The organism is Bacillus sp. SKDU12 (assembly GCF_010093085.1).
GTDB classification, from domain to species: domain Bacteria; phylum Bacillota; class Bacilli; order Bacillales; family Bacillaceae; genus Bacillus; species Bacillus mexicanus.
In genome coordinates this window covers 149,006-172,546 of record NZ_MSRC01000011.1, presented here as the reverse complement: position 1 = coordinate 172,546, position 23,541 = coordinate 149,006, and the positions used below count along the sequence as shown (strand labels likewise).

20 protein-coding genes, 5 tRNA genes and 1 rRNA gene are annotated in these 23,541 nt (G+C 44.0%); 13 read left to right on the top strand and 13 right to left on the bottom strand.

The window, feature by feature from the left end; all coding sequences use genetic code 11:
• The first annotated feature begins 97 nt into the window (after window positions 1-97).
• From rrf to BTW01_RS11770, 3 genes are all read left to right on the top strand, one after another.
• Window positions 98-213: ribosomal RNA gene (gene rrf / locus BTW01_RS11780) — 5S ribosomal RNA — on the top strand.
• A gap of 487 nt (window positions 214-700) precedes the next feature.
• Window positions 701-2,137, top strand: a complete 1,437-nt coding sequence (locus BTW01_RS11775; RefSeq protein WP_162103159.1) for a SulP family inorganic anion transporter — start codon at window positions 701-703, stop codon at window positions 2,135-2,137.
• A 145-nt stretch (window positions 2,138-2,282) separates the two neighbouring features.
• Window positions 2,283-3,203 (top strand): bile acid:sodium symporter family protein, encoded by a 921-nt coding sequence (locus BTW01_RS11770; RefSeq protein ID WP_162103169.1) that lies wholly within the window; start codon window positions 2,283-2,285, stop codon window positions 3,201-3,203.
• A 9-nt stretch (window positions 3,204-3,212) separates the two neighbouring features.
• Here BTW01_RS11770 and BTW01_RS11765 read toward each other — a convergent pair whose 3' ends face one another.
• From BTW01_RS11765 to BTW01_RS11705, 13 genes are all read right to left on the bottom strand, one after another.
• Window positions 3,213-3,965 (bottom strand): alpha/beta hydrolase, encoded by a 753-nt coding sequence (locus tag BTW01_RS11765; protein ID WP_162103158.1) that lies wholly within the window; start codon window positions 3,963-3,965, stop codon window positions 3,213-3,215.
• Window positions 3,962-4,972, bottom strand: coding sequence for an iron ABC transporter permease FeuC (gene feuC / locus BTW01_RS11760; protein WP_162103157.1), 1,011 nt, complete (start codon window positions 4,970-4,972; stop codon window positions 3,962-3,964). The genes BTW01_RS11765 and feuC overlap by 4 nt, the downstream gene beginning before the upstream one ends.
• Window positions 4,965-5,969 carry a FecCD family ABC transporter permease gene (locus BTW01_RS11755; protein ID WP_162103156.1) on the bottom strand — a complete coding sequence of 335 codons (1,005 nt, stop codon included), beginning with the start codon at window positions 5,967-5,969 and terminating at the stop codon, window positions 4,965-4,967. The genes feuC and BTW01_RS11755 overlap by 8 nt, the downstream gene beginning before the upstream one ends.
• A gap of 18 nt (window positions 5,970-5,987) precedes the next feature.
• Window positions 5,988-6,941 carry an iron ABC transporter substrate-binding protein FeuA gene (gene feuA / locus BTW01_RS11750; RefSeq protein WP_162103155.1) on the bottom strand — a complete coding sequence of 318 codons (954 nt, stop codon included), beginning with the start codon at window positions 6,939-6,941 and terminating at the stop codon, window positions 5,988-5,990.
• Window positions 6,942-7,031: 90 nt separating this feature from the next.
• On the bottom strand, window positions 7,032-8,621 hold the full coding sequence (locus tag BTW01_RS11745) for an AraC family transcriptional regulator (protein ID WP_162103154.1): 1,590 nt from the start codon (window positions 8,619-8,621) through the stop codon (window positions 7,032-7,034).
• A gap of 178 nt (window positions 8,622-8,799) precedes the next feature.
• Complete coding sequence (locus BTW01_RS11740) at window positions 8,800-10,044, bottom strand: exo-beta-N-acetylmuramidase NamZ domain-containing protein (protein ID WP_162103153.1); 1,245 nt, start codon at window positions 10,042-10,044, stop codon at window positions 8,800-8,802.
• Window positions 10,045-10,057: 13 nt separating this feature from the next.
• Window positions 10,058-11,986 (bottom strand): glycoside hydrolase family 3 protein, encoded by a 1,929-nt coding sequence (locus BTW01_RS11735; RefSeq protein WP_162103152.1) that lies wholly within the window; start codon window positions 11,984-11,986, stop codon window positions 10,058-10,060.
• A 27-nt stretch (window positions 11,987-12,013) separates the two neighbouring features.
• Window positions 12,014-13,342, bottom strand: a complete 1,329-nt coding sequence (gene pbp4b / locus BTW01_RS11730) for a penicillin binding protein PBP4B (RefSeq protein ID WP_162103151.1) — start codon at window positions 13,340-13,342, stop codon at window positions 12,014-12,016.
• A gap of 56 nt (window positions 13,343-13,398) precedes the next feature.
• Complete coding sequence (locus BTW01_RS11725) at window positions 13,399-14,763, bottom strand: PTS transporter subunit EIIC (RefSeq protein WP_162103150.1); 1,365 nt, start codon at window positions 14,761-14,763, stop codon at window positions 13,399-13,401.
• A gap of 25 nt (window positions 14,764-14,788) precedes the next feature.
• Window positions 14,789-15,640, bottom strand: a complete 852-nt coding sequence (locus BTW01_RS11720) for a MurR/RpiR family transcriptional regulator (protein ID WP_162103149.1) — start codon at window positions 15,638-15,640, stop codon at window positions 14,789-14,791.
• A 16-nt stretch (window positions 15,641-15,656) separates the two neighbouring features.
• Complete coding sequence (gene murQ, locus BTW01_RS11715; RefSeq protein ID WP_162103148.1) at window positions 15,657-16,571, bottom strand: N-acetylmuramic acid 6-phosphate etherase; 915 nt, start codon at window positions 16,569-16,571, stop codon at window positions 15,657-15,659.
• A 104-nt stretch (window positions 16,572-16,675) separates the two neighbouring features.
• Window positions 16,676-17,158, bottom strand: a complete 483-nt coding sequence (locus BTW01_RS11710) for a GNAT family N-acetyltransferase (RefSeq protein ID WP_162103147.1) — start codon at window positions 17,156-17,158, stop codon at window positions 16,676-16,678.
• 12 nt (window positions 17,159-17,170) lie between these two features.
• Window positions 17,171-17,626: a DUF523 domain-containing protein gene (locus tag BTW01_RS11705; RefSeq protein ID WP_162103146.1), complete on the bottom strand. Its 456-nt coding sequence runs from the start codon at window positions 17,624-17,626 to the stop codon at window positions 17,171-17,173.
• A 181-nt stretch (window positions 17,627-17,807) separates the two neighbouring features.
• On the opposite strand from BTW01_RS11705, the gene BTW01_RS11700 reads away from it, so the two are divergent.
• From BTW01_RS11700 to glmM, 10 genes are all read left to right on the top strand, one after another.
• Window positions 17,808-17,882 (top strand) — tRNA-Glu (locus tag BTW01_RS11700).
• Between the two features lie 3 nt (window positions 17,883-17,885).
• Window positions 17,886-17,961, top strand: a tRNA-Val gene (locus tag BTW01_RS11695).
• Between the two features lie 4 nt (window positions 17,962-17,965).
• Window positions 17,966-18,038: transfer RNA gene (locus tag BTW01_RS11690), tRNA-Thr, on the top strand.
• A 20-nt stretch (window positions 18,039-18,058) separates the two neighbouring features.
• Window positions 18,059-18,143, top strand: a tRNA-Tyr gene (locus tag BTW01_RS11685).
• A gap of 4 nt (window positions 18,144-18,147) precedes the next feature.
• Window positions 18,148-18,219 (top strand) — tRNA-Gln (locus tag BTW01_RS11680).
• A gap of 227 nt (window positions 18,220-18,446) precedes the next feature.
• On the top strand, window positions 18,447-19,010 hold the full coding sequence (gene sigW, locus BTW01_RS11675; RefSeq protein ID WP_162103145.1) for an RNA polymerase sigma factor SigW: 564 nt from the start codon (window positions 18,447-18,449) through the stop codon (window positions 19,008-19,010).
• Window positions 19,011-19,023: 13 nt separating this feature from the next.
• Entirely contained in the window at window positions 19,024-19,650 is a 627-nt protein-coding gene (gene rsiW / locus BTW01_RS11670) for an anti-sigma-W factor RsiW (RefSeq protein WP_162103144.1), read from the top strand.
• A 160-nt stretch (window positions 19,651-19,810) separates the two neighbouring features.
• A complete protein-coding gene (cdaA, locus tag BTW01_RS11665; protein WP_162103143.1) occupies window positions 19,811-20,632 on the top strand; it encodes a diadenylate cyclase CdaA in 822 nt (273 codons plus the stop codon).
• The gene (locus BTW01_RS11660) at window positions 20,625-22,058 is read left to right on the top strand and encodes a YbbR-like domain-containing protein (RefSeq protein ID WP_162103142.1); all 1,434 of its coding nucleotides are present in this window, start codon (window positions 20,625-20,627) and stop codon (window positions 22,056-22,058) included. The genes cdaA and BTW01_RS11660 overlap by 8 nt, the downstream gene beginning before the upstream one ends.
• A gap of 18 nt (window positions 22,059-22,076) precedes the next feature.
• A complete protein-coding gene (glmM, locus tag BTW01_RS11655; RefSeq protein WP_162103141.1) occupies window positions 22,077-23,423 on the top strand; it encodes a phosphoglucosamine mutase in 1,347 nt (448 codons plus the stop codon).
• Window positions 23,424-23,541: the final 118 nt, after the last annotated feature.

The following is a 23,541-nucleotide window of genomic DNA, read 5'->3' as shown; positions in this document are numbered from 1 at the left end:
TGAGAGAACACTCTCTAGGCGGAAAAGCAAGGAAACTCCGCTAAGGGCTCTCACATCCTGTGAGAAACGCCCAGTACCTTCATCCTGAAGGCATTTGTTTGGTGGCGATAGCGAAGAGGTCACACCCGTTCCCATGCCGAACACGGAAGTTAAGCTCTTCAGCGCCGATGGTAGTCGGGGGTTTCCCCCTGTGAGAGTAGGACGCCGCCAAGCAATTTGAAAAAAGGCTGCTCAGATGAGCTGCCTTTTTTGTATTCTGACTTGCAATTTCATTTGTGGAGGCGGCGGATCATGTGCGATGGACATGGCTCAGCCTTTGGGTTGATTACGGAGAAGACATCCCCTTGATAACTATGAGGCTGCGATCCACGAATTGATAGGCATAGATCCATCTTCAAATGAGAAAAAAGATATTTCCACTGTTTAAAACGATTTTTGTCTCTCATTAGAAATGATATAAAGCAGTAAAATGGCTCAAACCTACTTTAAGTCATTTTTTTCTTCAGCATTCCATCTTGTGTATTTGATGAAAATTCAATATAATATTTTTTGTATAATAACTCCTTGCCTCAATATAATATACTCAACGTTTCCTCTTTTTCCTCGTTCGTTTTTCTTTTTATTTTTTCCCGTAAGGTAAAGAAGGCTTCCAGTACACAGATAGGATGCGGATTTATTTTTTAAAAAGGAGTCGTTATATTTGAATAATAGTTTTACATTAAAACAGCAATGGTTCGGGAATATCCGAAAAGACATTCTTGCTGGCGTTTTAGTTGCGTTGGCATTAATACCTGAAGCGATTGGCTTTTCTATAATAGCTGGTGTTGATCCGATGGTTGGCCTTTACGCGTCATTTTGTATAGCCATTATTATTTCTATTTTTGGCGGCAGGCCAGGCATGATTTCAGCCGCGACTGGCTCTATGGCTGTTGTGATGGTGTCGCTGGTTGCTGATTACGGGCTTCAGTATTTATTTGCGGCTACGATTTTGACTGGTATTATTCAGGTGATCTTAGGCATCAGTAAAATTGCGAGATTAATGAAATTCATTCCCCGTTCTGTAATGATCGGTTTTGTGAATGCATTGGCAATCCTGATCTTCTCTGCGCAGCTTCCTCAGTTTGAAGGTGCTTCTTGGAGTATGTATGCGATGCTTGCCGGGTCGTTGGTTATTATTTATGTACTGCCGAGATTTACGACTGCGATCCCGTCTCCGCTTGTCGCGATTATTGTGATGACGATTATTGCGGTCACTTTCCATGTGGATGTAAGAACGGTCGGAGATATGGGTAATATTTCTAGTTCATTGCCGCAGTTTTTAATCCCTGATGTTCCGTTTACCTTTGAAACACTGCGAATTATTTTTCCTTATTCGATTGCTTTAGCGTTTGTCGGATTGCTGGAATCTTTACTGACAGCACAGATTATTGATGAAATGACGGATACAGGCAGTGATAAAAATAAAGAGAGCCGCGGACAGGGGATTGCGAATATCGTGACTGGTTTCTTTGGCGGTATGGCGGGCTGCGCTATGATCGGACAATCTGTCATTAATACAAAAGCAGGCGGACGAGGACGTTTGTCGGCATTTGTTGCCGGTGCTTTTCTAATGTTTTTAATTGCCGTCTTGAGTACTGTCGTCGTAAAAATTCCGATGGCTGCGTTAGTGGCTGTTATGGTAATGGTTTCTGTCGGCACATTTGATTGGTCTTCTTTAAAAGGTCTCAAAAAAGCGCCGCTTACAGACTCGATTGTCATGGTTGTAACCGTGCTTACTGTTGTTGTGACGAATGACCTCTCTAAAGGTGTATTCGTTGGTGTTCTTTTAAGTGCTGTGTTTTTTGTAGCAAAAATCTCTAAGCTGAAAATTGTTTCTCACACAGAGGATCAAAAGCTGAGAACGTATCATGTAAAGGGACAAATCTTTTTTGCGTCAGTGACTGATCTTACAAATGCGTTTATTTATCAAGAGGATATTGAGCGAGTCGTGATTGACTTAACTGAGGCCCATGTATGGGATGATTCAGGATCAGCTGCACTTGGTAAGATTGTTGCGAAATTTAAAGAGCAAGGCATTGAAGCTGAATTAAAAGGGTTGAATGATGCGAGCAAAGCTCTTATAAAACAGATGGCGTAATGTATGAAAGTCCAGATTGGATAGATCTGGGCTTTTTTATGTGACATGGTGTTGAACAGCATTGATATAATAGAGAAAAGAGACATTCTAAATAGGAGACTTGCATATGATGCTTCAGAAGCTGAACCGTGTATTGGGGAGGGTAATGCCGCTTTTAACGCCGACTAGTGTGGTGCTGGGTGTGCTGCTGTCTCAATTTTTAAATGGGTATGAAAGTGCGGTGCCTTGGATCTTTGCTTTTATCACGTTTGCAGGCAGTTTGAGCGCAAACTTTCAATCTTTGAGACATGCATTGTCACATCCTCTTCCTATGATTCTTGCACTATTTGTTCTTCATATTTTCATGCCGCTTTTTGCTTGGGGAAGCGGTCATCTTATCTTTAATGGTGATTCTTTGACGATCACTGGTTTAACATTAGCTGTTGTGATTCCTACTGGGATTACAAGTTTGATTTGGGCAGCGATGTACAAGGGGAATGTCGGATTGACGCTTTCGATTATTTTGGTTGATACAGTGCTGTCACCTTTGATCGTTCCGCTCAGCCTTTCATTGCTGGCTGGCACACAGGTTCATATGGATGTGTGGGGAATGATGAAAGGACTGATTGTGATGGTTGTGATTCCTTCTTTCTTGGGTATGCTGTTTAATCAGATATCAACTCCAGAAAGAACGGCATCTGTGAGCAGTGCACTGTCTCCTTTTTCAAAGCTTTGCCTGATGGCAGTGATTGCGATTAACAGTTCAGCGATTGCTCCTTACTTCAAAGCCATTGATTTGAGATTTGCTGGAATAGCTGTAACGGTCTTCTTTATCGCGTTAACAGGCTATGCCGCGGCTTGGCTGATCGGAAAAATGATGAAAAGAAGCCAAGAGGAAATCGTAGCTCTTATTTTTACGGGAGGCATGAGAAATATCAGTGCCGGCGCAGTTCTTGCCGTTACGTTCTTTCCGTCTCAGGTCGCCGTTCCCGTTGTCATCGGCATGCTGTTTCAGCAGATGCTGGCGGCCTTGTATGGATATATGCTGAATCGTTTTGAATTGAAACCTTTATTGCAGAAAGCATGAAAAAACCGCTCATTGGATTGAGCGGTTTTTTCCGTATAACCATTCGAGCGCGGTGGTGAACTGTTGACTGAAGTATTTATGATGGTGCGCCGCCCCTTTTTCAATTGAAAGACATAGCTGGTTTTCAGTGAAGCCTTTTTCTTTTAAACTTTGATGTACTTGTTTTGTATTTTGCAGCATTTTTCGCTGAATGGTTTGTTTTTCATGGCCTTCTTTACTGCCGACAGACATAAAAATACGGGCGGTGCCAGGTTTTAACGAGGATATATGAATGGTTTCCGCTGTGTTTTCGTACCAGTATGACCCAGAGATAGAGCCTATGTTTCCGAATACTGTCGGATGCTTTAATAAGGCGAACATTGAGATGAGGCCTCCTAATGAGGCTCCGATCATTCCTCTTGATTGCGGTTCCCTAGTGACGTTGCAGTTTTCTTCAATAAACGGAATAAAGCGGTTTGTAATATCAGACAAATAGTGATAACCGGATCCCCCGAAGTCAGGGAACTGATCATTGAGCGCTGCTGCTGGCCAAGGGGTGTATTCGTCAAGACGGTTGTCGGGTTCGATACCGATCAGCACGAGCTCAGGCAGCCTGCGTTGTTGAAATCTGTTTTCTAATAATTCGATTTGGTTTTGAAACAAAGAACTGCCATCCTGCACGTAAACAGCAGGAAATCTCCCGCTGTTTTGGCTATAGGAAGGAGGAAGGTACAGCGTGAACTTCCTGTTGACGGCCTTATGATCAGAAAGAGATCCGTTCATGCATTTTCTCCCTTTTTTTGCTTAAAAAGCAGAAATAAGAAATAAGGAACACCGAGAATCGCTAAAATGATGCCTGCGGGTACCTCCGCGGGCTGGAAAAACTGTTTTCCGATAAAGTCTGCGCTGATCACAAGCAGCATGCCGATTAAACCGCTCAGCGGCAGGATGAAACGGTGTTCAACACCTGCCAGCCTCCGCGAAATGTGGGGGGCAATTAAGCCGACAAAAGCCATGCTGCCCGCTACGGAGACACAGGCGCTGATGATTGCTACACAGGCGACGAGCAGGATGGTTTTTTCTTTATTTGATGAAATGCCGAGACTTCTGACTGTGTCTTCATCAAAACGAATGGTATCGAGCAAGCGGGATTTGGCGAGAAGAATAGGGATAAACAGCAGCATCCATGGAAGAACGGCTGTGATATACGTCCAGTTGGCAGACCAGATGCTTCCGTTCTTCCATACCATGGCCATTTGGTAATCCTGCGGGTCCATTTTTAATGATAAAAACAGCGACAAAGCACTGAATCCTGAATTGATTGCGATTCCTACCAGAATAATTCTCCCTGAATCTAAATGGCCTCTGTGCCACGCAAATATGTAAATCAGAATCGCCGCGACCAGTCCGCCTATCAAACCGAAAAACGGCATTCCCATTGCCGCAACAATGGATGTCACTTCCTTTTGGCCTTGGAACAAGAGCATAAACGTCACAATCCCGGCTCCCGCCCCCGCGTTGATCCCGAGAATTCCCGGGTCTGCAAGACCGTTACGTGTGATAGCTTGGATGACTGCGCCCGCAATGCCAAGACCGAGTCCGATAATGGCCGCCATGACAATTCGCGGAAGTCTTAAATCGAACAGCAAAATGTCATACTGCGGATTTGGATTGATCTGAAAAAGAGTGGAGAGCAGCTCAGCCGGAAGAACAGAAAATGATCCGCTTGTTAAGCTGAAATAGCTGACGATGAGAATCAAAGTGATGAATAGGGCATATTTTTTAACCATTTTGCTCCCCTCCTTTTCGTTTAATCAAATAAAGGAAGAAAGGTACGCCGATTATGGACGTCACGACTTCAATCGGTGTTTCAAATGGATAATTGATAAATCGACTTGCGAGATCACACAGGGTTAAAAAGATTCCGCCCAAGATGCAGGAACAAGGAATCAGTCTGCTGTAATCAGAACCGACGAGAAATCTTGTGATATGCGGAACCACCAATCCGACAAACGCGATTTTTCCGGCCAGCGCTACGGCACTGCCGGTTAACATGATGACTGAAAGCATCGCCATGAGTTTAATGGTTTTTTTCTTTTGTCCCAGACTTTTAGAAATGTCATCGCCTAACGATATAGCGGTCACTTTTTTGCTGAGAGACATGGCTAATATGATGCCAACAAGGAAAAATGGAGCGGCCAGTTTCAGAAAATCCGGACTCATTTGATGAAGTCTGGCGCTATACCAGAAACTGAGATCCTGTGAAATTTGAAAATAAATTGACATGGCCGCTGATAAACTGCTGAGCAGCATGCTTGTGACGGTGCCGATAATGGCAAGCTGTACGGGGGTAAACCCGTTAGGCATCATGGCGGCAAGGCTGAATACTAGCCCGGCTCCTAATGCCGAGCCGATAAATGAGTAAATAATCATTTCAAACGAAGACGATTGCGGGAGCAGAACCATACAGAGCGTGATAATAAACGCGGAACCATCTGCAACGCCCATAATCGAGGGCGAAGCTAAATAGTTGCGTGTAATGCCTTGCATAAGCGCTCCAGAAACAGCAAGGGCTGCCCCTATGAGCAGAGCGCCGGCAGCCCTTGGAATCCGGGAATGCCATATGATTTGATGGTCTGTGTTTCCCGGATCGAAATGAATAAGCGATGTAAAAACAACATCTGCGCTTAGATGCTTTGCTCCATACAGGATGGAAAGCATCAGCGACAATGCAATAGCAAATGGAGAAGTCATCAATATGATACGTGTCCACTGTTTTGAATACATACAAAAACCTACTCTGAATTAATTTTGTGTCAATTTTTCAGCAGCCGCTTTCAGGAAGCGGACTTTGCTCCACGCTGTGCCGCCTTGTGCGAGAGGATCCACTGAGTTGACGTACACATGATCTTCTTTGACTGCTTTCAGGCTTTTCCAGATTGGATTTTTCTCTAAATCTTTTAAGGCATCAGGTTTGTCTGCATTTTCATTATCAGAAAATTGGACGAAGATATGGTCTGGATTCATTTCACTTAATTTTTCTAATGAAATCAGCTCTTGCGCTTTTGCCGCTTTTACTTCGTCTGGCGCTTTAAGACCTAGATCACCATAAAGTGTGGAGTTGAAGTATACCTGTTCAGGGTAAATATAAATGTTGCCTTGTCTGATTCTGATGACAAGTGCTTTTGAATCTTTTGCTTTTTCTTTGATTTTTGTTTTTGTTTCTTTTAGATCCTGTTCATAATCTGCAATGATTTTTTTTGCCTTCTTTTCTTTTTCAGTCAGCTGGGCAAGCAGCATCATATTTTCCTTCCAGTTTGAAGAGATGTGAGAAACTGGGATCGTTGTTCCGGCTGTACTTATTTTTTGCAGAGTTTTTTCTGGGAACTTTGTGGAAGCAAGGATGACATCTGGCTTCATTTCTAGAATCTTTTCAATGTTTGGCTCCATTTTTTCTCCGGTTGATTGGGCTTTATCAGTGATGTCTTTGAACATATTCGGGAATTTGCCCGAGAATGAAATCGCGCCTTGCGGATGAACGTCAAGCAGTTTGGCATCCTCCATCGATTCAACGCTTCCCGTAATGGCTATTTTGTCTGTCGGTACAGTTACTTCATATGTTTTATCCAAGTATTCAATTTTCTTCTTCCCAGATGCTGTACCGCTTGCCTTGCTGGCAGTCGATTCGTTTTTGCTGCTGCAGGCTGCCGCTGTCAGTGCGAGAAGCAAGATTAATAAGGTTAGAGATATCTTTTTCATCTATAGAGCCCCCTGTTCAATTGATAACTATTATCAATTGGAATTATAGAGAATGAATAGATATAACACCATGGACAAATTTCGCAATTATCATGGATGATTACCGGATAGTAAAGAAATAGTTTGCTGAACGATTCGTTCGTGACCGCAAGCCGAGTATTCATTCCAAGGATCCAAGGATAGGAGGTAAACACGATTATTCTGCACTGCGCTTAGGTTCTGCCACTCATCTGTCTGCTGCAATTGCTGATAATAAGCAATGGTCTCAGGCTCTTTATATAGAAAAAGCATGATGCAGTCAGCTTGGTCATTTGTGATATTTTCTAATGTGATCGCTTGATCAGAAGGTCTTTTTTTTGTTTTTGCTGAGCGAAATCCTAAATCTCCGAAGAAGACTTCGCGGATACTTCGATAATGTGCTGGATAGAAGTTTTGCTTATGCATCCTCAGAAACAGAAAACGCAGTCCTTGAGCGTGTAGAAGTGCTTTTTTTGCTGCTGATGCCTGCTGGTCATAAGCTGTGAGCCACTTTTCCGCTTCGAACTCTTCCTTTAAGAATGAGGCAGTTTGCAGAAAGTGATTTCTCCAGCTTTCTTTTGAAGGAAGATACATGACTTCGGCGATACGATTCAGTCGATTTTGTTCTTCTGGAGAAATAGAATCCATGCTGAAAATGACATCTGGTTGAGCCTGAGATAACGTGTGCAGGTTCTCTTCCCATTTTTCATTAAATCGGTATGCGCTGAGCTGGACAGGTATATCGGTTGAATACTGCTGATAGTAGTATGATGTCCATTTTGGATGCAGCGCGGCCGCAAATGGTATGTGATGGAGAGGAATAAGATGGCCCATTGTATCCCTTCCATATGCGGCTATTTTTATCCGGCGGTTTTTCATATAGCTTGTAGGTGAACAGCCTGTGTGTTTTTTAAAGATTCTGCTGAAATAAAATTCATCTTGATAGCCGGTTTGATGGGCAATTTCTTTTAATTTGCAATTTGATCTTGCCATAAGCCGTTTTGCTTTGGTGATTCGTGTTTTTGTGATGAATTCTGTTACGCTCTGACCTGTCCATTTTTTAAAGCTTTCGCTGTAGTGTTTGGCACTGATTCCTGCCATTTGCGACAACTGGGTTAGTGTCATTTTTGTATCGGCATGGGTTTCGATATATTGTTTTGTCTTTTTGATTGCTGAATGAGTATCCGTCTGTTCAGATAAACTGACAGTGAAGAGGTCATAAATCAGGCTTTGTACTTCAATCACACATTTGAGCTGAGAAAGCTGAGACGATTCATTCCATAGCGCCGCAAGCTCTTGAAGCCGGACGGCGAGGTTTTCGATATGTGAAACATTCACAAGCTTCAGTTTGGCTAATTCCGTTTCTGTACACGGTGTTAGGATATCTTGTCCAGTTTCCTTCATATAGCTTTGAAGCCTGATTAGACAGGCATCTATACGTTCTTCCACTCCGGGTGTAAAACCAAAAGTTTCGTGAGGCGGACAAACATAAAGTGTCTTTTTTTGCAAAGGAATGACGTTTGTTCCGATTGAAATATGTCCGTTTCCATTTACATTAAAAATCAGTACGAATGAATCGGCTAATTGCTGTTCTGTGAAGAGATCACCTGTTTTTTTTAGATATTTAATTTGAGTGGGATGATAAATCATTGTAGGTTGCAAGAGCAGACCACCTTTTCAGAAACGTTCAATTGATAATCATTTTCAATAAAATTGTACCAAATAAATGAATGGTTTCCTATATAAAGCGGGTGGTTATTTTGTTATGAAAAGACCCTTACTCTAAGGGTCTTTTGGTTAGTAAGAATATGTTACACGTGTAACATACGATGCTTATGTCTTAATAGATAAGATATTTTTTTCTCGTTTTACTGAATTGTTGGAGTGGTTTTTCATAGCTGTTCATGATGTTTTCGATAGAATCACCGTTTTTAATGTTTGCCCTCATCCAGCCATTGCCTGCCAATTTATCGAATGAACCTGTTGAGAGAAACTCAAAATTGTCAAGATAGAGGTCGTGTATAGCTTTAATAAGTGATAGGCCTGTTCTGACCGCTTCAAACGTTTCTCTGTTTGTCACATAGAGCTGAACACCGTGGCAAAGCGTTCCTTGATGTTTAGAAAATGTCGGTGTAAAGGAAGCTGCCCTGAAGGTGACTCCCGGCAGGCTGAGGCTATTTAATGTATCTTCAAGCTCTGTGCTTTTGATAAAGGGAGCACCAATTAATTCAAATGGCTTCGTCGTTCCGCGTCCTTCGGATATATTCGTTCCTTCAATCAGCCCTGTTGCAGGATAAACAAATGTGCTTTCCACTGTTGGCATGTTTGGTGACGGGAGGACGAAAGGCAGTCTGGTATCGTCAAAATCCATTTTGCGTTTCCATTGTTTCATTTTTACCACGGTCAGATCGGCATCGATGCCAAATTCCTTGTTGAACAGTAAAGCCAATTCGCCTATGGTCATTCCGTGCTTTAAGGGAATGGGATACAGTCCGATGAATGAAGCATATTCAGGTTCTAAAATCGGTCCTTCAATATGTTTCCCGCCTTGAGGGTTCGGGCGATCAAGCACCATAAATGGAATGCCATTTTCTTTCGCGGCTTCCATTGCGTATGCCATTGTGTAAATGTACGTGTAGTACCGGGTTCCGACATCCTGAATATCAAATATGAGGACATCGACATCTTTCAGCATCTCTGGCGTTGGTTTCTTCGTTTTTCCGTAGAGGCTGTATACGGGCACCCCAGTTTTTTCATCAATGTAAGAGCCGATTTCGTCCCCCGCCTGAGCGTCGCCGCGGACGCCATGCTCTGGGCCGAATAAAGCTGTCAGCTTGATATCATGGTTCTCGTAAAGGATATCGACACTGCTTTTCAGAGAAGCGTTTACGCCGGTTGGATTGGTGATTAAGCCGATTCGTTTTCCTTTGAGCTGCTTTTTATACTCTGGAAAAAGCATGTCTATGCCGGTTTGAACTTTAGGTTTTTTAGCCGTTTGATTTCTGGCATCCGGTGATGGTGAGGCCGCTGTTATCGTTCCGAACATCATAAACCCTGTGAGGAAAGCAAATATTGTTTTTCTCATGTGTCCCTCCTTATTAGAGCGGTTTTCCTGTTTTGATATTTAATCCGTAGCCATATGGATAAAGGATGTCTCCCGGCTTCGTGACTGATGGAATGTCAACTGGGAGTGTGCCTTTAGGTTTTGCCTGACCGAATATCGCCATCACTCCTGCCGGAATATTGGGTTGCAGATACTGGCCATTTACGTATCCTTTAAAGCCATAGACCGCAATAAGTGCTTTAGCTTCTTCAAAATTGGCGGCATCGTATGGATTGCGCAGGCTCATTAAGACAAATGGTTTGTTGTGCTGCAGCGCGGCTTTCATCACAGCTCTTGGGAATACAGTGTCCCATTTGCTTGAATCTGATATGGTGTCGTTGATGACACCGTCGTTGACGACGGGATCGTTCTTCACGATATAGGAGCCGGTAATGGTATAGTCAGCCTCTTTTACCAGTTTTTCATGCTCGGTATTAAATACTTGGTTGGCAAAATTGACTTTGCTGAGGGAAACGGGTTTGATTTTCTTTCGCTTGATAAGATCACGAATGGTTTGTTCAATCGAAGCAGTTTGTTCTTCGTAAGGCGCGGCAATTAAGATTCTGCTGTCTTTTTTAGGATTAAACGGCAAGGTGCGCTGTTCATTTTTTAATACGGTTACTGCTTTTTTCGCTATTTTTTTTTCCGCTTTCAGGTGACGCTTGCTTCCTACAATTTTCTGGGCTTTGGCTATTTTTTCTTTTATGCTGTCGTCGTTTCGATCTGGATATATACCGCGTTTTATTTTCAGGGAAATGATCCTTTCAGCTGATTTGTTGATTTGATGTTCAGGAATGTCCCCGGTTTTCACGGCTTTTTTCAAAGCTTGTATGACACGTGCGAATTTCTGTTCTTCCTTCAAAGAAGCAACTGAGGCAGGCATCAACGCCATATCAACGCCAGCTTTTACAGCCATGACGACAGCCTCTTCCTGGCCGAAATGATCTGCGATTGCTTTCATATTGAGAGCATCAGTAACTATGACACCGGAAAAGCCCATTTCCTGACGAAGAAGACCTGTCATCACTTTTTTCGAGAGTGTCGCCGGGACTAAAATGTCCGATCCATCGAGTTTGCTTTTGTAAGTGGTGTCGTCAAAGGCAGGAAATTGAACATGCGCTGTCATCACCATATCAGCACCTGCATCAATTGCTCTTTGAAAAGGATAGAGCTCGATCTCACGGAGCCGTTCTTGATTATGGGAAACGAGCGGCAGCCCGTAATGGCTGTCAACGTCCGTGTCTCCATGTCCCGGGAAATGTTTGAGGGCAGAAGCGATATCCTGCCGCTGTATCCCTTTCATCGTATATAAACCGAGTCGTGCTGTCAGTTCCCGATTTGAGCTGAATGACCGTACGCCGATCACTGGATTATCAGGATTATTATTAATGTCCACGACAGGGCTTAAATCTGTATTAATGCCTAAGACAGAAAGCTCTTTTCCAATGATGCTGCCAGTCTGATAGGCATTGATTCTGTTTCTGGTTGCACCGAGCGCCATATTCCCTGGGAAATGAGTGCCCTCCCCTAATCTCGTTACGATGCCGCCTTCCTGATCAATACTCAGCATGAGCGGGATTTTGGGGCTCGTTTTTTGGTAAGCGTCTGTCAGCTGTACAGTTTGATTTGTTGTTTTTACATTTTCTGCAAAAAGAATAACGCCGCCAAATTGGTATTTCCTGATGAGGCTGGCGACTTCCTCATTCATTTCTGTAAAGGCCTGAGGAGACGATTCGCTCACCTTTTGCCAATTTCTGAAATCTGGCATCAGCATTTGGCCGAGTTTTTCATCTAATGTCATGTGGTTGACAATCTGCTTAGCACCGGCTGAACGGCTGGATGCGGCGACTTTTGTCTGACTGGCGCCAAGAAAACATGAAAGAAAAAGAACGGCTGCAAGGATAAGCGGAAAAAAAGGTTTCATAAACACTTCCTCCTATCGTCGAATCATTCATTCCAACGCTTCATAGATCGCGGCAATGACGCTCCCGTAACTGCCTGTTGGAAACTGATCACCCTCAAACACATTTGGGTTTTTTTCTGGATCAGCAACTGGTGAATGCTTTTTATTTGTTAACAATGCTATGCCTAAATGATAAGTGGGATCAATAATGGTAACTGTTCCTGTCCAACCGGTATGCCCAAAAGCTTTTTTACTGGCATAAGGGCCAAACATCCATTCCACGCTTTTACTCCCGTTTCTCCGCCAGCCTAGAGCGAATGTTGGATCTGTTGCTGAAGACGCTGTAAATAGGTCGACAGTTTTTTGATCAAATAAAGACACGTTTCGGTAGGAGCCTTTGTTTAGCATGAGTTGCAGTAGAATAGCCATATCATCAGCATTTGAGAACAATCCGGCATGGCCGGACACGCCATTCATTGAGTAAAACGCTTTTTCGTCATGCACTTCTCCTTGCAGCGTGTGTGTACGGATGTTAGGGAAATAAATAGCGCCGTCCCGTGTATTGCCCATACGTTCAGTAGCTGCGAACTGTTTTGGTTTAAAGCTTTTTTTCAACGGATTGTACAAGGTATGTTTCAGCTTCAGCGGCTTGTAAAGCTCTTGCTCCGCGTAGACATCAAGCGGTATACCGGTGAGGCTTTCGACAATGCAGCCGAGAAGCATATATCCGATGTCACTGTATACGTGTTTTGTCCCTGTTTGATATTCGAGCGGGATTTTCGTCAAATATTCGATTGTTTTGTCCCGCTCCTGTGAATAGTACCTGCCTGCCTTTTCGGGCGTGTAAAAGTAAAAGCTCGAGGGGAGCCCTGATTTGTGCTGGAGGACATCAATGACACGAATCTTGTCTTTTCCTTTCACAAGGTCTTCTGGCAGATCCTTGAAATCAGGTAAATAAGCAGATACCTTTTCATAAACGTCGAGTTTTCCTTGGCTGACTAAGCGCTGCAATGCAAAATTCGTTGCGTACATTTTTGTGTTTGAGGCCAAGTCAAACATCGCGCGGGTTTTCATTTTGGCCGGACGGCGCAGCAGCTCTGTTTCTTCGTATTTTTTACTGTAGCCGTATGCTTCCTTTTTTATAATGCGGCCATCCTTCACGACGACGAGAACGGCGCCTGGAAATCCTGCCGCAACATCCCGTTCTATCATCTGATCAACCTTCCGTAGTTTCTTCAGCGAGAATCGTCCGGTTTCTGTATTTATGTTTTTCGGCTTGAATTGGTTGTCTGCTGTTTGCGCGAAGGTTTCGTTTGGCGGCGCCAGTATAGATAGGGTTAAAATGGCACTGAGTAAGGACAGTGTTTTTGTTTTCACTGGCTTGCTCCTTTCTGTGTTTCTATCTTGCTTACTATCCCTAGAATAGAAACCAATTAGTCGAACTGTGAAGCCATTTCTTCTTTATATCCAAATGCATAGGTCAATAAAAAGCCGGCCGCATAGGAAATAAAGAGTCCTATGAGATATAGGATGATCTGTGAGGACATGACGAGAAAGGAAAGCGGCAGCCCGGAGACCCCGATGGCGATGGTAGCAACCTGAAAATAAGCTTGAAAGGCGCCGCCGATTCCAGCTCCTAAGCATGCCGTTACAAACGGACGGCCAAGTGGCAGCGTCACTCCGAAAATAAGGGGTTCTCCAATGCCGAGCAGCCCCGACGGAAGCCCGCCGCCGATTGCTTTTCTCAAGGTTGTTTTTTTCGTTTTCACGAAAATGGCAAAGGCGGCGCCTACCTGCCCGGCACCTCCCATAGCCAAAATAGGGAGCAGAGGATCATTGCTGATTGAATTGATTAGCTCCATGTGTACAGGCGTCAATCCTTGATGCAGACCGGTTACGACAAGCGGGAGGAAGGTTGCGCCCAGAATAAAGCCCGCAGCTATACCGCCGAGGTCGAGAATGGACAGAAGGCCTGATGTAATAGCATCAGAAATGAAACCGCCTAAAGGCATAAATATGACATACGTTACAATTCCGGTGATTAACAGAGAAATGGTTGGAGTGACGATGATATCGAGTGATTGTGGAATAAAACGGCGGATGTGTTGTTCGGTGTATGCAATGAATATGGCTGCGAAAAGAACTCCGATCAGGCCTCCCCTGCCCGGGAGAAGCTGTTCTCCGAATAAACTGATCTTTGCGATCTCCGGATTTATAATCAAGATTCCTGCCAGAGCCCCAAGAGCGGGTGTCCCGCCGAATTCTTTTGAAGCGTTAATACCGACGAGGATGCCGAGATATGTGAACAATCCTGATCCGATGACTGTCAGGATAATAGCGATTTGTGATTCTGCAGAGAGCCATCCGGCTTGAATGATTGCTTTTGTAATCCCGGTGATTAAACCGGAAGCGACGAGGGCGGGAATGAGAGGGATAAAGATGCTGGCGATTTTACGTAAGAAACGTTTAAACGGAGTGGCATTTTTTCTATTTATATCGGCTTTCTTTTTTTCAGCCGCTTCTTTGATATCGGTTCCTTCTGCTGACATAAGCCTTGAGAAAGCGGCTGTGACATGATTGACGATCCCGGTGCCAAGGATGATTTGAAGGGTTTCCGCTTCCACGACCCCAAATACGCCGTCCATCTCTCTTAAAGCCTGAACATCAACTTTGCTTTCATCGTAAGGCGTAATACGAAGGCGTGTCATGCAATGCGTATACGAGGAAATGTTTGGTTTTCCTCCGCATAACGCAAGGATTTTCTTTGCGAGATGATGGTAGTTGTTTTCTTTGCTCATCAAAATCCCTCCTCTTCAAGACGTCCTATTTTTTTCTCATAGATTGTATGGCTGCTCTCGTTTTATCGATATAACCGGTTGTTTCTTCATACTGCTCAGCCGCCATGCCTAAAAACAAAACATCAATCATAAAAAGCTGGGCGAGGCGGGAGGAAGTGGCTGCGCTTCGAAGCAAGGCTTCGTTGGAATGTGCTGTGTACAACGGGACATCAGCCAGTGCGGAGATGGATGTCTGGCTGAATTGTGTGAGGCTGATCGTTGTGATGCCTTTTTCCTTAGCCATTGTGAGCAATTCTATGATTTCCTGCGTCTCACCCGAAAATGAAATGGCGAATACGATGTCATCCTTATCTGCATTTGCGATTAATGACGCCACAAGATGAGTGTCTGTGAACGCGGTTGATTGTTTATGAATGCGAAGCCACTTTTGCTGGGCGTCCTTGGCGACAATGCCGGAGGCTCCGACACCGATAAAATGCACGGTAGGGGCTTTGAGAAGCAGGGAAACCGCTCGTTCAAGCACTTTGTAGTCCATCAGGTCTGAAGTATCCTGTATGGCTTGAATGGCGTTGCCGGCTGTTTTTTCAGAAATGGAGGACAGCGGTTCGTAAGGCGCAATGTCCCGGTAGCCTTGTACAGCAGGCTTTGCCAGGTCGCCTGCTACTCTCATTTTTAAATCTTGAAATCCTTTTAGTCCGAGTGATTTGCAGAGCCTGATAACGGCAGCGTCACTTGAATTGGCTAATGTGCTGATCTCGCTGACAGTGGTTTCTATTGCTTTGTGGGGATGAGTTAGGATATAATCCGCAATTCTGCGTTCGGATGGAGGGAGCTTGTGCTTCATTGATTGGATGATCGTTAAACCGCCTGTTGCCATTCCTGCTCTCTCCTTATCATGGATGGTCATTTTCGATTGCTTTGTCTATGAAACCGTTCGCTTCATCGAGCAATGTCTTTGCTTGTTCCTGATCTGTGTTTGTTTTGAGCATGACGATTGCTGTTTTGACGTGATAATTGGCTTGTTCCAGAGTATGCTTGGCTGTGTCGTATGGGGCATTGGTGAGGCTTTGGATGATACTGATGGCACGTTCTTTTAGTTTGTTATTACTGACGTTGACGTCTACCATCAAGTTTTCGTAAACCTTGCCGATTTTGACCATTACAGCGGTAGATATCATGTTTAGAATCATTTTATGAGCGGTTGCCGCTTTCATACGTGTTGATCCTGTAATAGCTTCAGGTCCAACGACAACCTCAATGCTGTGATCGGCATTCTTGCTGATGGCGGAATTTTTATTACTGGTAAGGGCGATGGTGTGTGCTCCGGCTTTGCGGGCATATGTTAGGGCGCCTGCCGCATATGGTGTGCGGCCGCTTGCCGCGACGGCGAGGACAGTGTCGTTAGAAGTGAGGTGTATGTTTTTTAAATCCTCAGCTCCTGCTTCTTCACTATCTTCAATTCCTTCGGTCGCCTGCAAAAATGCTTTGGGGCCGCCAGCCATGATTCCGATGACCTGGTCTCGGCTTACACTATAGGTGGGAGGACATTCGACGGCATCCATGACACCGAGTCTTCCGCTTGTACCGGCGCCTATGTAGATGAGCCGGCCTCCATTTTGAAACGAGTCGTACGCGCAGTCTACAGCTGTTTGAATGTCGGGGAGAACCTGCTGTACGGCAGCAGCGACTTTCAAATCTTCGTTGTTAATCATTTTGAGGATACCGAGAGTGTTTGCCTTGTGAATGTCGGTTGTTTGGCTATTGCGGGATTCCGTTGTAAGACGGTGAAGGTCTAATGGTTTTGACATGAGGATGCCCCCTGCTTTATCGTATATTCAATATTCAGTATATTCATTTCTGTTGTGATATTTCAACTATGTTTTTATAGTATTGAAATTTTATTTCAATACGTCTATAAGAAATAATGAAGAACTAGCTGTTCTCCAAGCGGTCCGATTCTTCTCCTGCCTTTATCAATGAACCCGCATTTCATATAAAGGTGCTTTGCGCGAGTGTTCAGATGGTTGACGGCCAGAATCATTTCATCGCACCATGGAAAATAACCGCTCACAAAAGAGGGAAGCAGAAGCATTGCTTTTTTCGCATAGCCTTTTCCTTGATGAACAGCATTTAAAGAAAGAGAACTTAGCAGTAAGGCAAATGGATTGTTAGAATAGGGCTCAAGCGTTTCTTTTGATGTATGTAAAATGAAAAAACCAATTGGCAGATTGTCGTTTAAGATGACAACCGGATACCGGTCCCGTATGCTCAGGGCCTGAGTCAGCACCTCTTTGGGGAGAGAGGTAAAGCGTTTGTCATCATTATTTAGCTTGAATGATTCAAGCTCTGATAAGTGTTCGGGCTTATAGAAGGATAAAGAAATGTCTAGAGTCATGTGGAGACCTCCTTACAATATATCGTCTAGCTGATTTTCGGAAATAACGCGGTAGCCTGCTTGTTTTAACAGAGCGGCAGTTACTCCGCTGCCGGGGGTTTTTTTTCCGGTAAATGTGCCATTATAGATAAAACCGCTTCCGCATGATGGGCTGTTTTCTTTTAATATGATGGCAGAGGCATTGATTTCTTTTGCGTAAGCTAATGTTTTAGATGCGCCTTCCATATATAATTTGGTTACATCTTCACCGGAAGCTGTCACGATTTTTGCGGTCCCATTAAGAACATCCTCACCGGTGCCTCCGATGATTTCAGCAGGTTCACGGGGAGTTGAGAAGCCGCCGAGGAGCTCAGGACATGCCATGACTGCTTTCTTTTGATCGACAAGTTTTCTGATTTTCTCTGATGCTGCATGTGAGCCGTTATATCTGCATTCAATGCCCCCAAGGCAAGAACTGACTAGAATCATAGTGGTTTCCCCTCTCATGCCTTTGCTTGTCTCTATCATAAAATAAATGAGGAATGGCGGGAGGCTTTTTCAGTTAAAAAAGGAGTTAAAAAGTTTGAAAATAAAAAAAATAATTTTTCTCTTTACAAACATGCATTAACCTGTATATAATAACTTTTGTCAGCTCGACGAGAACACAAACGGCCCGTTGGTCAAGCGGTTAAGACACCGCCCTTTCACGGCGGTAACACGGGTTCGAATCCCGTACGGGTCACCATTTGGAGGATTAGCTCAGCTGGGAGAGCATCTGCCTTACAAGCAGAGGGTCGGCGGTTCGAGCCCGTCATCCTCCACCATCTTGCCGGTGTAGCTCAATTGGTAGAGCAACTGACTTGTAATCAGTAGGTTGGGGGTTCAAGTCCTCTTGCCGGCACTGTTTTCTCACATGAATATGGAGGGGTAGCGAAGTGGCTAAACGCGGCGGACTGTAAATCCGCTCCCTCAGGGTTCGGCAGTTCGAATCTGCCCCCCTCCACCATTATTGGGCTATAGCCAAGCGGTAAGGCAACGGACTTTGACTCCGTCATGCGTTGGTTCGAATCCAGCTAGCCCAGTCACAGACACCTTTGACCAAAAGGTGTCTTTTTTCTATTTTAAAATAATTTCAACTTCTAACTGTTCAGTCTGTATAATAATTTTAAAAATATGTTAAGGTAGTTTATTCACGAATTACCATCTACACCCTGCCAAAAATTTGTTAAACTTATTTTATAAAAAATTGAAACCTTTTGAAACGAAGCTCGTATACATACAGACCGGTGAAGGCAGAGGTTAGATAAATATGGAAATAATGATTAAAAAAAGAATTAAACAAGTCAAAAAAGGCGACCAAGATGCATTTGCGGACATCGTAGATATTTACAAGGATAAGATTTATCAGCTTTGCTACCGTATGCTTGGCAATGTGCATGAGGCGGAAGACATTGCACAAGAGGCTTTTATCAGAGCGTACGTTAATATCGACAGTTTTGATATTAACCGGAAATTTTCAACTTGGCTTTATCGAATCGCGACCAATTTAACAATTGACCGTATTCGCAAAAAGAAGCCGGATTATTACCTCGATGCAAAGGTGGCTGGTACAGAAGGTCTGACCATGTATTCGCAAATTGCCGCAGATGGAGTTTTGCCAGAAGATGAAGTAGTGTCCCTGGAACTCTCGAACACGATTCAGCAGAAAATTTTAAAGCTTCCTGACAAATACAGAACAGTCATCGTATTAAAGTATATCGACGAACTCTCATTAATTGAAATCGGCGAGATCTTGAACATTCCTGTGGGAACTGTGAAAACACGTATCCATAGGGGCAGAGAGGCTCTTAGAAAACAATTAAGAGATCTTTAAGTGGGGTGATGAAATGAGCTGTCCTGAACAAATTGTGCAGCTTATGCATATGCATCTTGATGGAGATATCCTTCCAAAAGATGAACAGATATTAAATGAACATCTGGAGACATGCGAGAAATGCCGAAAGCATTTTTACGAGATGGAAAAATCGATCGCGCTCGTCCGGAGCACATCGCATGTTGAAGCCCCCGCGGATTTTACCGCTAATGTCATGGCGAAATTGCCGAAGGAGAAGAAAAGAGCCTCTGTGAAAAGATGGTTCAGAACCCATCCTGTTATCGCAGCTGCTGCGGTATTCATCATTTTGATGGGCGGAGGTTTTTTTAACAGCTGGCATAATGACCAAAACTTCAGCGTATCTAAGCAGCCGAATCTTGTGGTGCAAAACCACATCGTGACTGTGCCGGAAGGTGAGACGGTCAAAGGCGATGTGACTGTTAAAAACGGAAAGCTGATCATTAAAGGCAAAATAGACGGGGATGTAACCGTTGTAAACGGCGAAAAGTATATGGCCTCTGCTGGACAAGTCACCGGTCAGATTGAAGAAATCAATCAATTATTCGACTGGACATGGTACAAGATGAAGTCTGCGGGTAAAAGTGTCGTCAAGGTATTACACTCGGATGAAAAAGAGTAAAGCGAACAGCCGCTTTGCTCTTTTTTTTATGGGCAGAGAGGGGTGGCACATTTCACTTGCCAAATCGAAATGTGGTATAATGGGCTCGCTATGTAAAGTACATATGCGTAACACGTTAAACACAAAATACGAAATGACTGAATTCTTGGAGGACGAGGAAATGGCTTTTGAGGATATCCCTTTTTTGCAGTACCTCGGCAATGCCGTTGATATTCTCCTTGTTTGGTATGTGATATATAAATTGATTATGGTGATACGCGGCACGAAAGCGGTTCAGCTGTTAAAAGGAATTGTCGTGATCGTGCTTGTCCGTATGGCCAGCCAATATTTGGGCCTCAGTACGCTTCAATGGCTGATGGACCAAGCGATAACATGGGGATTTTTAGCAATTATAATTATTTTTCAGCCTGAGCTGAGAAGAGCGCTTGAACAGCTTGGCCGCGGGCGCTTCTTTTCAAGGAGCGGCACACCTGTAGAGGAAGCGCAGCAGAAAACGATTGAAGCCATCACGAAATCAATCAATTATATGGCGAAACGACGTATAGGTGCCCTGCTGACCATAGAACGGGATACCGGAATGGGAGATTATATTGAGACTGGCATCCCTTTGAATGCCAAAGTCAGTTCAGAGCTTTTGATCAATATTTTTATTCCGAACACCCCGCTTCATGATGGTGCGGTGATCATGAAGGATAATGAGATCGCCGCCGCTGCGTGTTATTTGCCGCTTTCTGAAAGCCCGTTCATTTCAAAAGAACTGGGCACGCGGCACAGAGCAGCTGTCGGGATCAGTGAAGTAACAGACAGTATGACAATTATTGTGTCTGAAGAGACCGGCGGCGTCAGTGTGGCGAGGAATGGCGATCTTCACAGAGAACTGACGGAAGAAGCGTTGAAAGAAATGCTTGAAGCCGAGTTTAAGAAAAACACCAAAGACACTTCTTCTAACCGCTGGTATTGGAGGGGTAAGAAAAATGGATAAATTCTTAAACAACCGCTGGGCTGTGAAAATTATTGCGCTGCTTTTCGCGCTCTTGCTTTATGTGGCGGTTAATAGCAATCAGGCACCAACCCCGAAAAAACCGGGTGAATCTTTCTTTCCGACATCAACGACTGATGAAGCAACACTGACTGATATTCCGGTTAAAGCGTATTATGATGATGAAAATTACGTTGTAACAGGTGTTCCGCAAACGGTTAATGTTACGATAAAAGGCTCGACAAGCGCCGTGAAAAAGGCTAGGCAGACCAAAAATTTCGAAATATATGCTGATATGGGAAATTTAAAAACCGGCACACATAAAGTCGAGCTTAAGGCTAAAAACGTGTCGGATGGGCTGACAATCTCAATTAATCCTTCTGTTACGACAGTGACCATTCAGGAACGGACGATGAAAAGTTTTCCTGTAGAAGTGGAGTACTACAATAAAAGCAAGATGAAAAAAGGCTATTCTCCAGAGCAGCCGATTGTCAGTCCGAAACATGTGCAGATTATAGGGTCTAAAAATGTAATTGATCGTATTTCTCTTGTGAAAGCCTCAGTGAACTTGGAAAATGCAGATGAAACGATCGAAAAGGAAGCGAAAGTGACTGTCTATGATAAAGATGGAAATGCGCTTCCTGTCGATGTGGAGCCCTCTGTCATCAAGATTACCGTTCCAGTGACAAGCCCGAGTAAAAAACTGCCCTTTAAAGTTGAACGGACGGGAAGCCTACCTGACGGTGTCAGCATAGCGAATATTGAATCCAACCCCAGTGAGGTAACGGTTTACGGCTCGCAGGATGTGTTGGATTCTCTTGAATTTATTGACGGTGTCAGCTTAGATTTAAGCAAAATCAACAAGGATTCCGATGTCGAGGCGGATATTCCGCTTCCTGACGGCGTTAAAAAAATCTCGCCGTCAAAGGTAACTTTGCATATAGAAGTAGATAGTGAAGCGGATCAGAAGTTTGAGAATGTGACGATCAAGACTGTAGGATTGAGCAGCTCGCAAAACATTGAATTTTTAGATCCTGCATCGCAAGCGTTAGACGTGACGGCTAAAGGCTCTCCCGCAAATATAAATAAACTCAAGAAATCAGATATTGATTTGTATGTGAATGTTTCAGATTTAAATGACGGGGAGCATAGCGTAAAGCTTGAAGTGAATGGACCTCAAAATGTAACCTGGTCCTTGGCTCAAAAGAACGCCAGAATTAAGCTGACGTCTAAAAAAAGCGATACTAATGATAGTGGCAATACATCAGGGAAACAGGATGACACAGATAAGCAAACGAATGACCAAGATAACAACAAGCAAAAAGACACAACGAACAATGATAAAAACAGCAATGATCAAAAACAAGACGAAGATCAAAAACAGGGTGAGGATGAATCTGCTGCAGATTCACAATCATCATCAGAATAAAAAAGGAGCGATTATAAAATGGGCAAGTATTTTGGAACAGACGGTGTAAGAGGTGTCGCTAATAGTGAGCTTACACCTGAGCTGGCCTTTAAAGTCGGACGTTTCGGCGGATATGTTTTGACAAAAGACAAACAACGTCCAAAAGTGCTGATAGGCCGCGATACACGTATTTCCGGCCATATGCTGGAAGGAGCCCTTGTCGCCGGACTTTTATCTATAGGCGCAGAAGTCATGCGTCTGGGTGTCATCTCTACACCTGGTGTATCTTATTTAACGAAAGCGATGGATGCAGAGGCAGGCGTCATGATTTCTGCTTCTCACAACCCAGTGCAGGATAACGGAATCAAATTTTTTGGGGGAGACGGATTCAAGCTTTCTGACGAACAGGAAGATGAAATTGAGCGCCTGATGGATGAACCGGAAGATAAGCTGCCAAGACCGGTAGGAGCCGATCTTGGGCTTGTAAACGATTATTTTGAAGGCGGGCAAAAATACCTGCAATTCTTAAAACAAACAGCGGATGAAGATTTTACAGGCATTCATGTGGCACTAGACTGCGCACATGGCGCAACGTCATCGTTGGCGACGCACTTGTTTGCTGATTTAGATGCAGATGTTTCAACGATGGGGACTTCTCCGAACGGGTTAAACATTAATGATGGCGTCGGATCAACTCATCCTGAAGCACTCAGCGCGTTTGTCAAAGAGAAAAATGCCGATCTCGGCCTTGCATTCGATGGTGACGGCGACCGCCTAATCGCTGTCGATGAAAAGGGAAATATCGTTGACGGCGACCAAATCATGTACATATGCTCAAAATACCTGAAATCAGAGGGCCGTTTAAAGGATGATACAGTGGTTTCAACGGTAATGAGCAACCTCGGCTTCTATAAGGCCCTTGAAAAAGAAGGCATCAAAAGCGTGCAGACGGCTGTCGGTGACCGTTACGTCGTAGAAGCGATGAAAAAAGACAGCTACAATGTCGGCGGTGAGCAGTCAGGGCATCTTATATTCCTTGATTACAACACGACAGGCGACGGATTGCTGTCTGCTATTATGCTGATGAATACTTTGAAAGCGACCGGCAAGCCGCTGTCAGAGCTTGCGGCTGAGATGCAGAAGTTCCCCCAGCTATTGGTTAATGTGAGAGTGACTGATAAATATAAAGTCGAAGAAAACGAAAAAGTAAAAGCTGTTATTTCTGAAGTTGAAAAAGAAATGAACGGTGACGGCCGGATATTGGTACGCCCTTCAGGCACTGAGCCGCTCGTTCGCGTAATGGCTGAAGCCAAGACGAAAGAATTGTGCGATGAGTATGTCAATCGCATTGTTGAAGTCGTCCGGTCAGAAATGGGATTAGAGTAACGAAGTCTATTTTTAGAGCGAACAAGACAAGCGAGATTTACATATGATAATTGTGAGACATACGGCAAGGTTGTTTAAAAAAACAATTGACCGTTTATGTCACATGCTGTAAAATCAA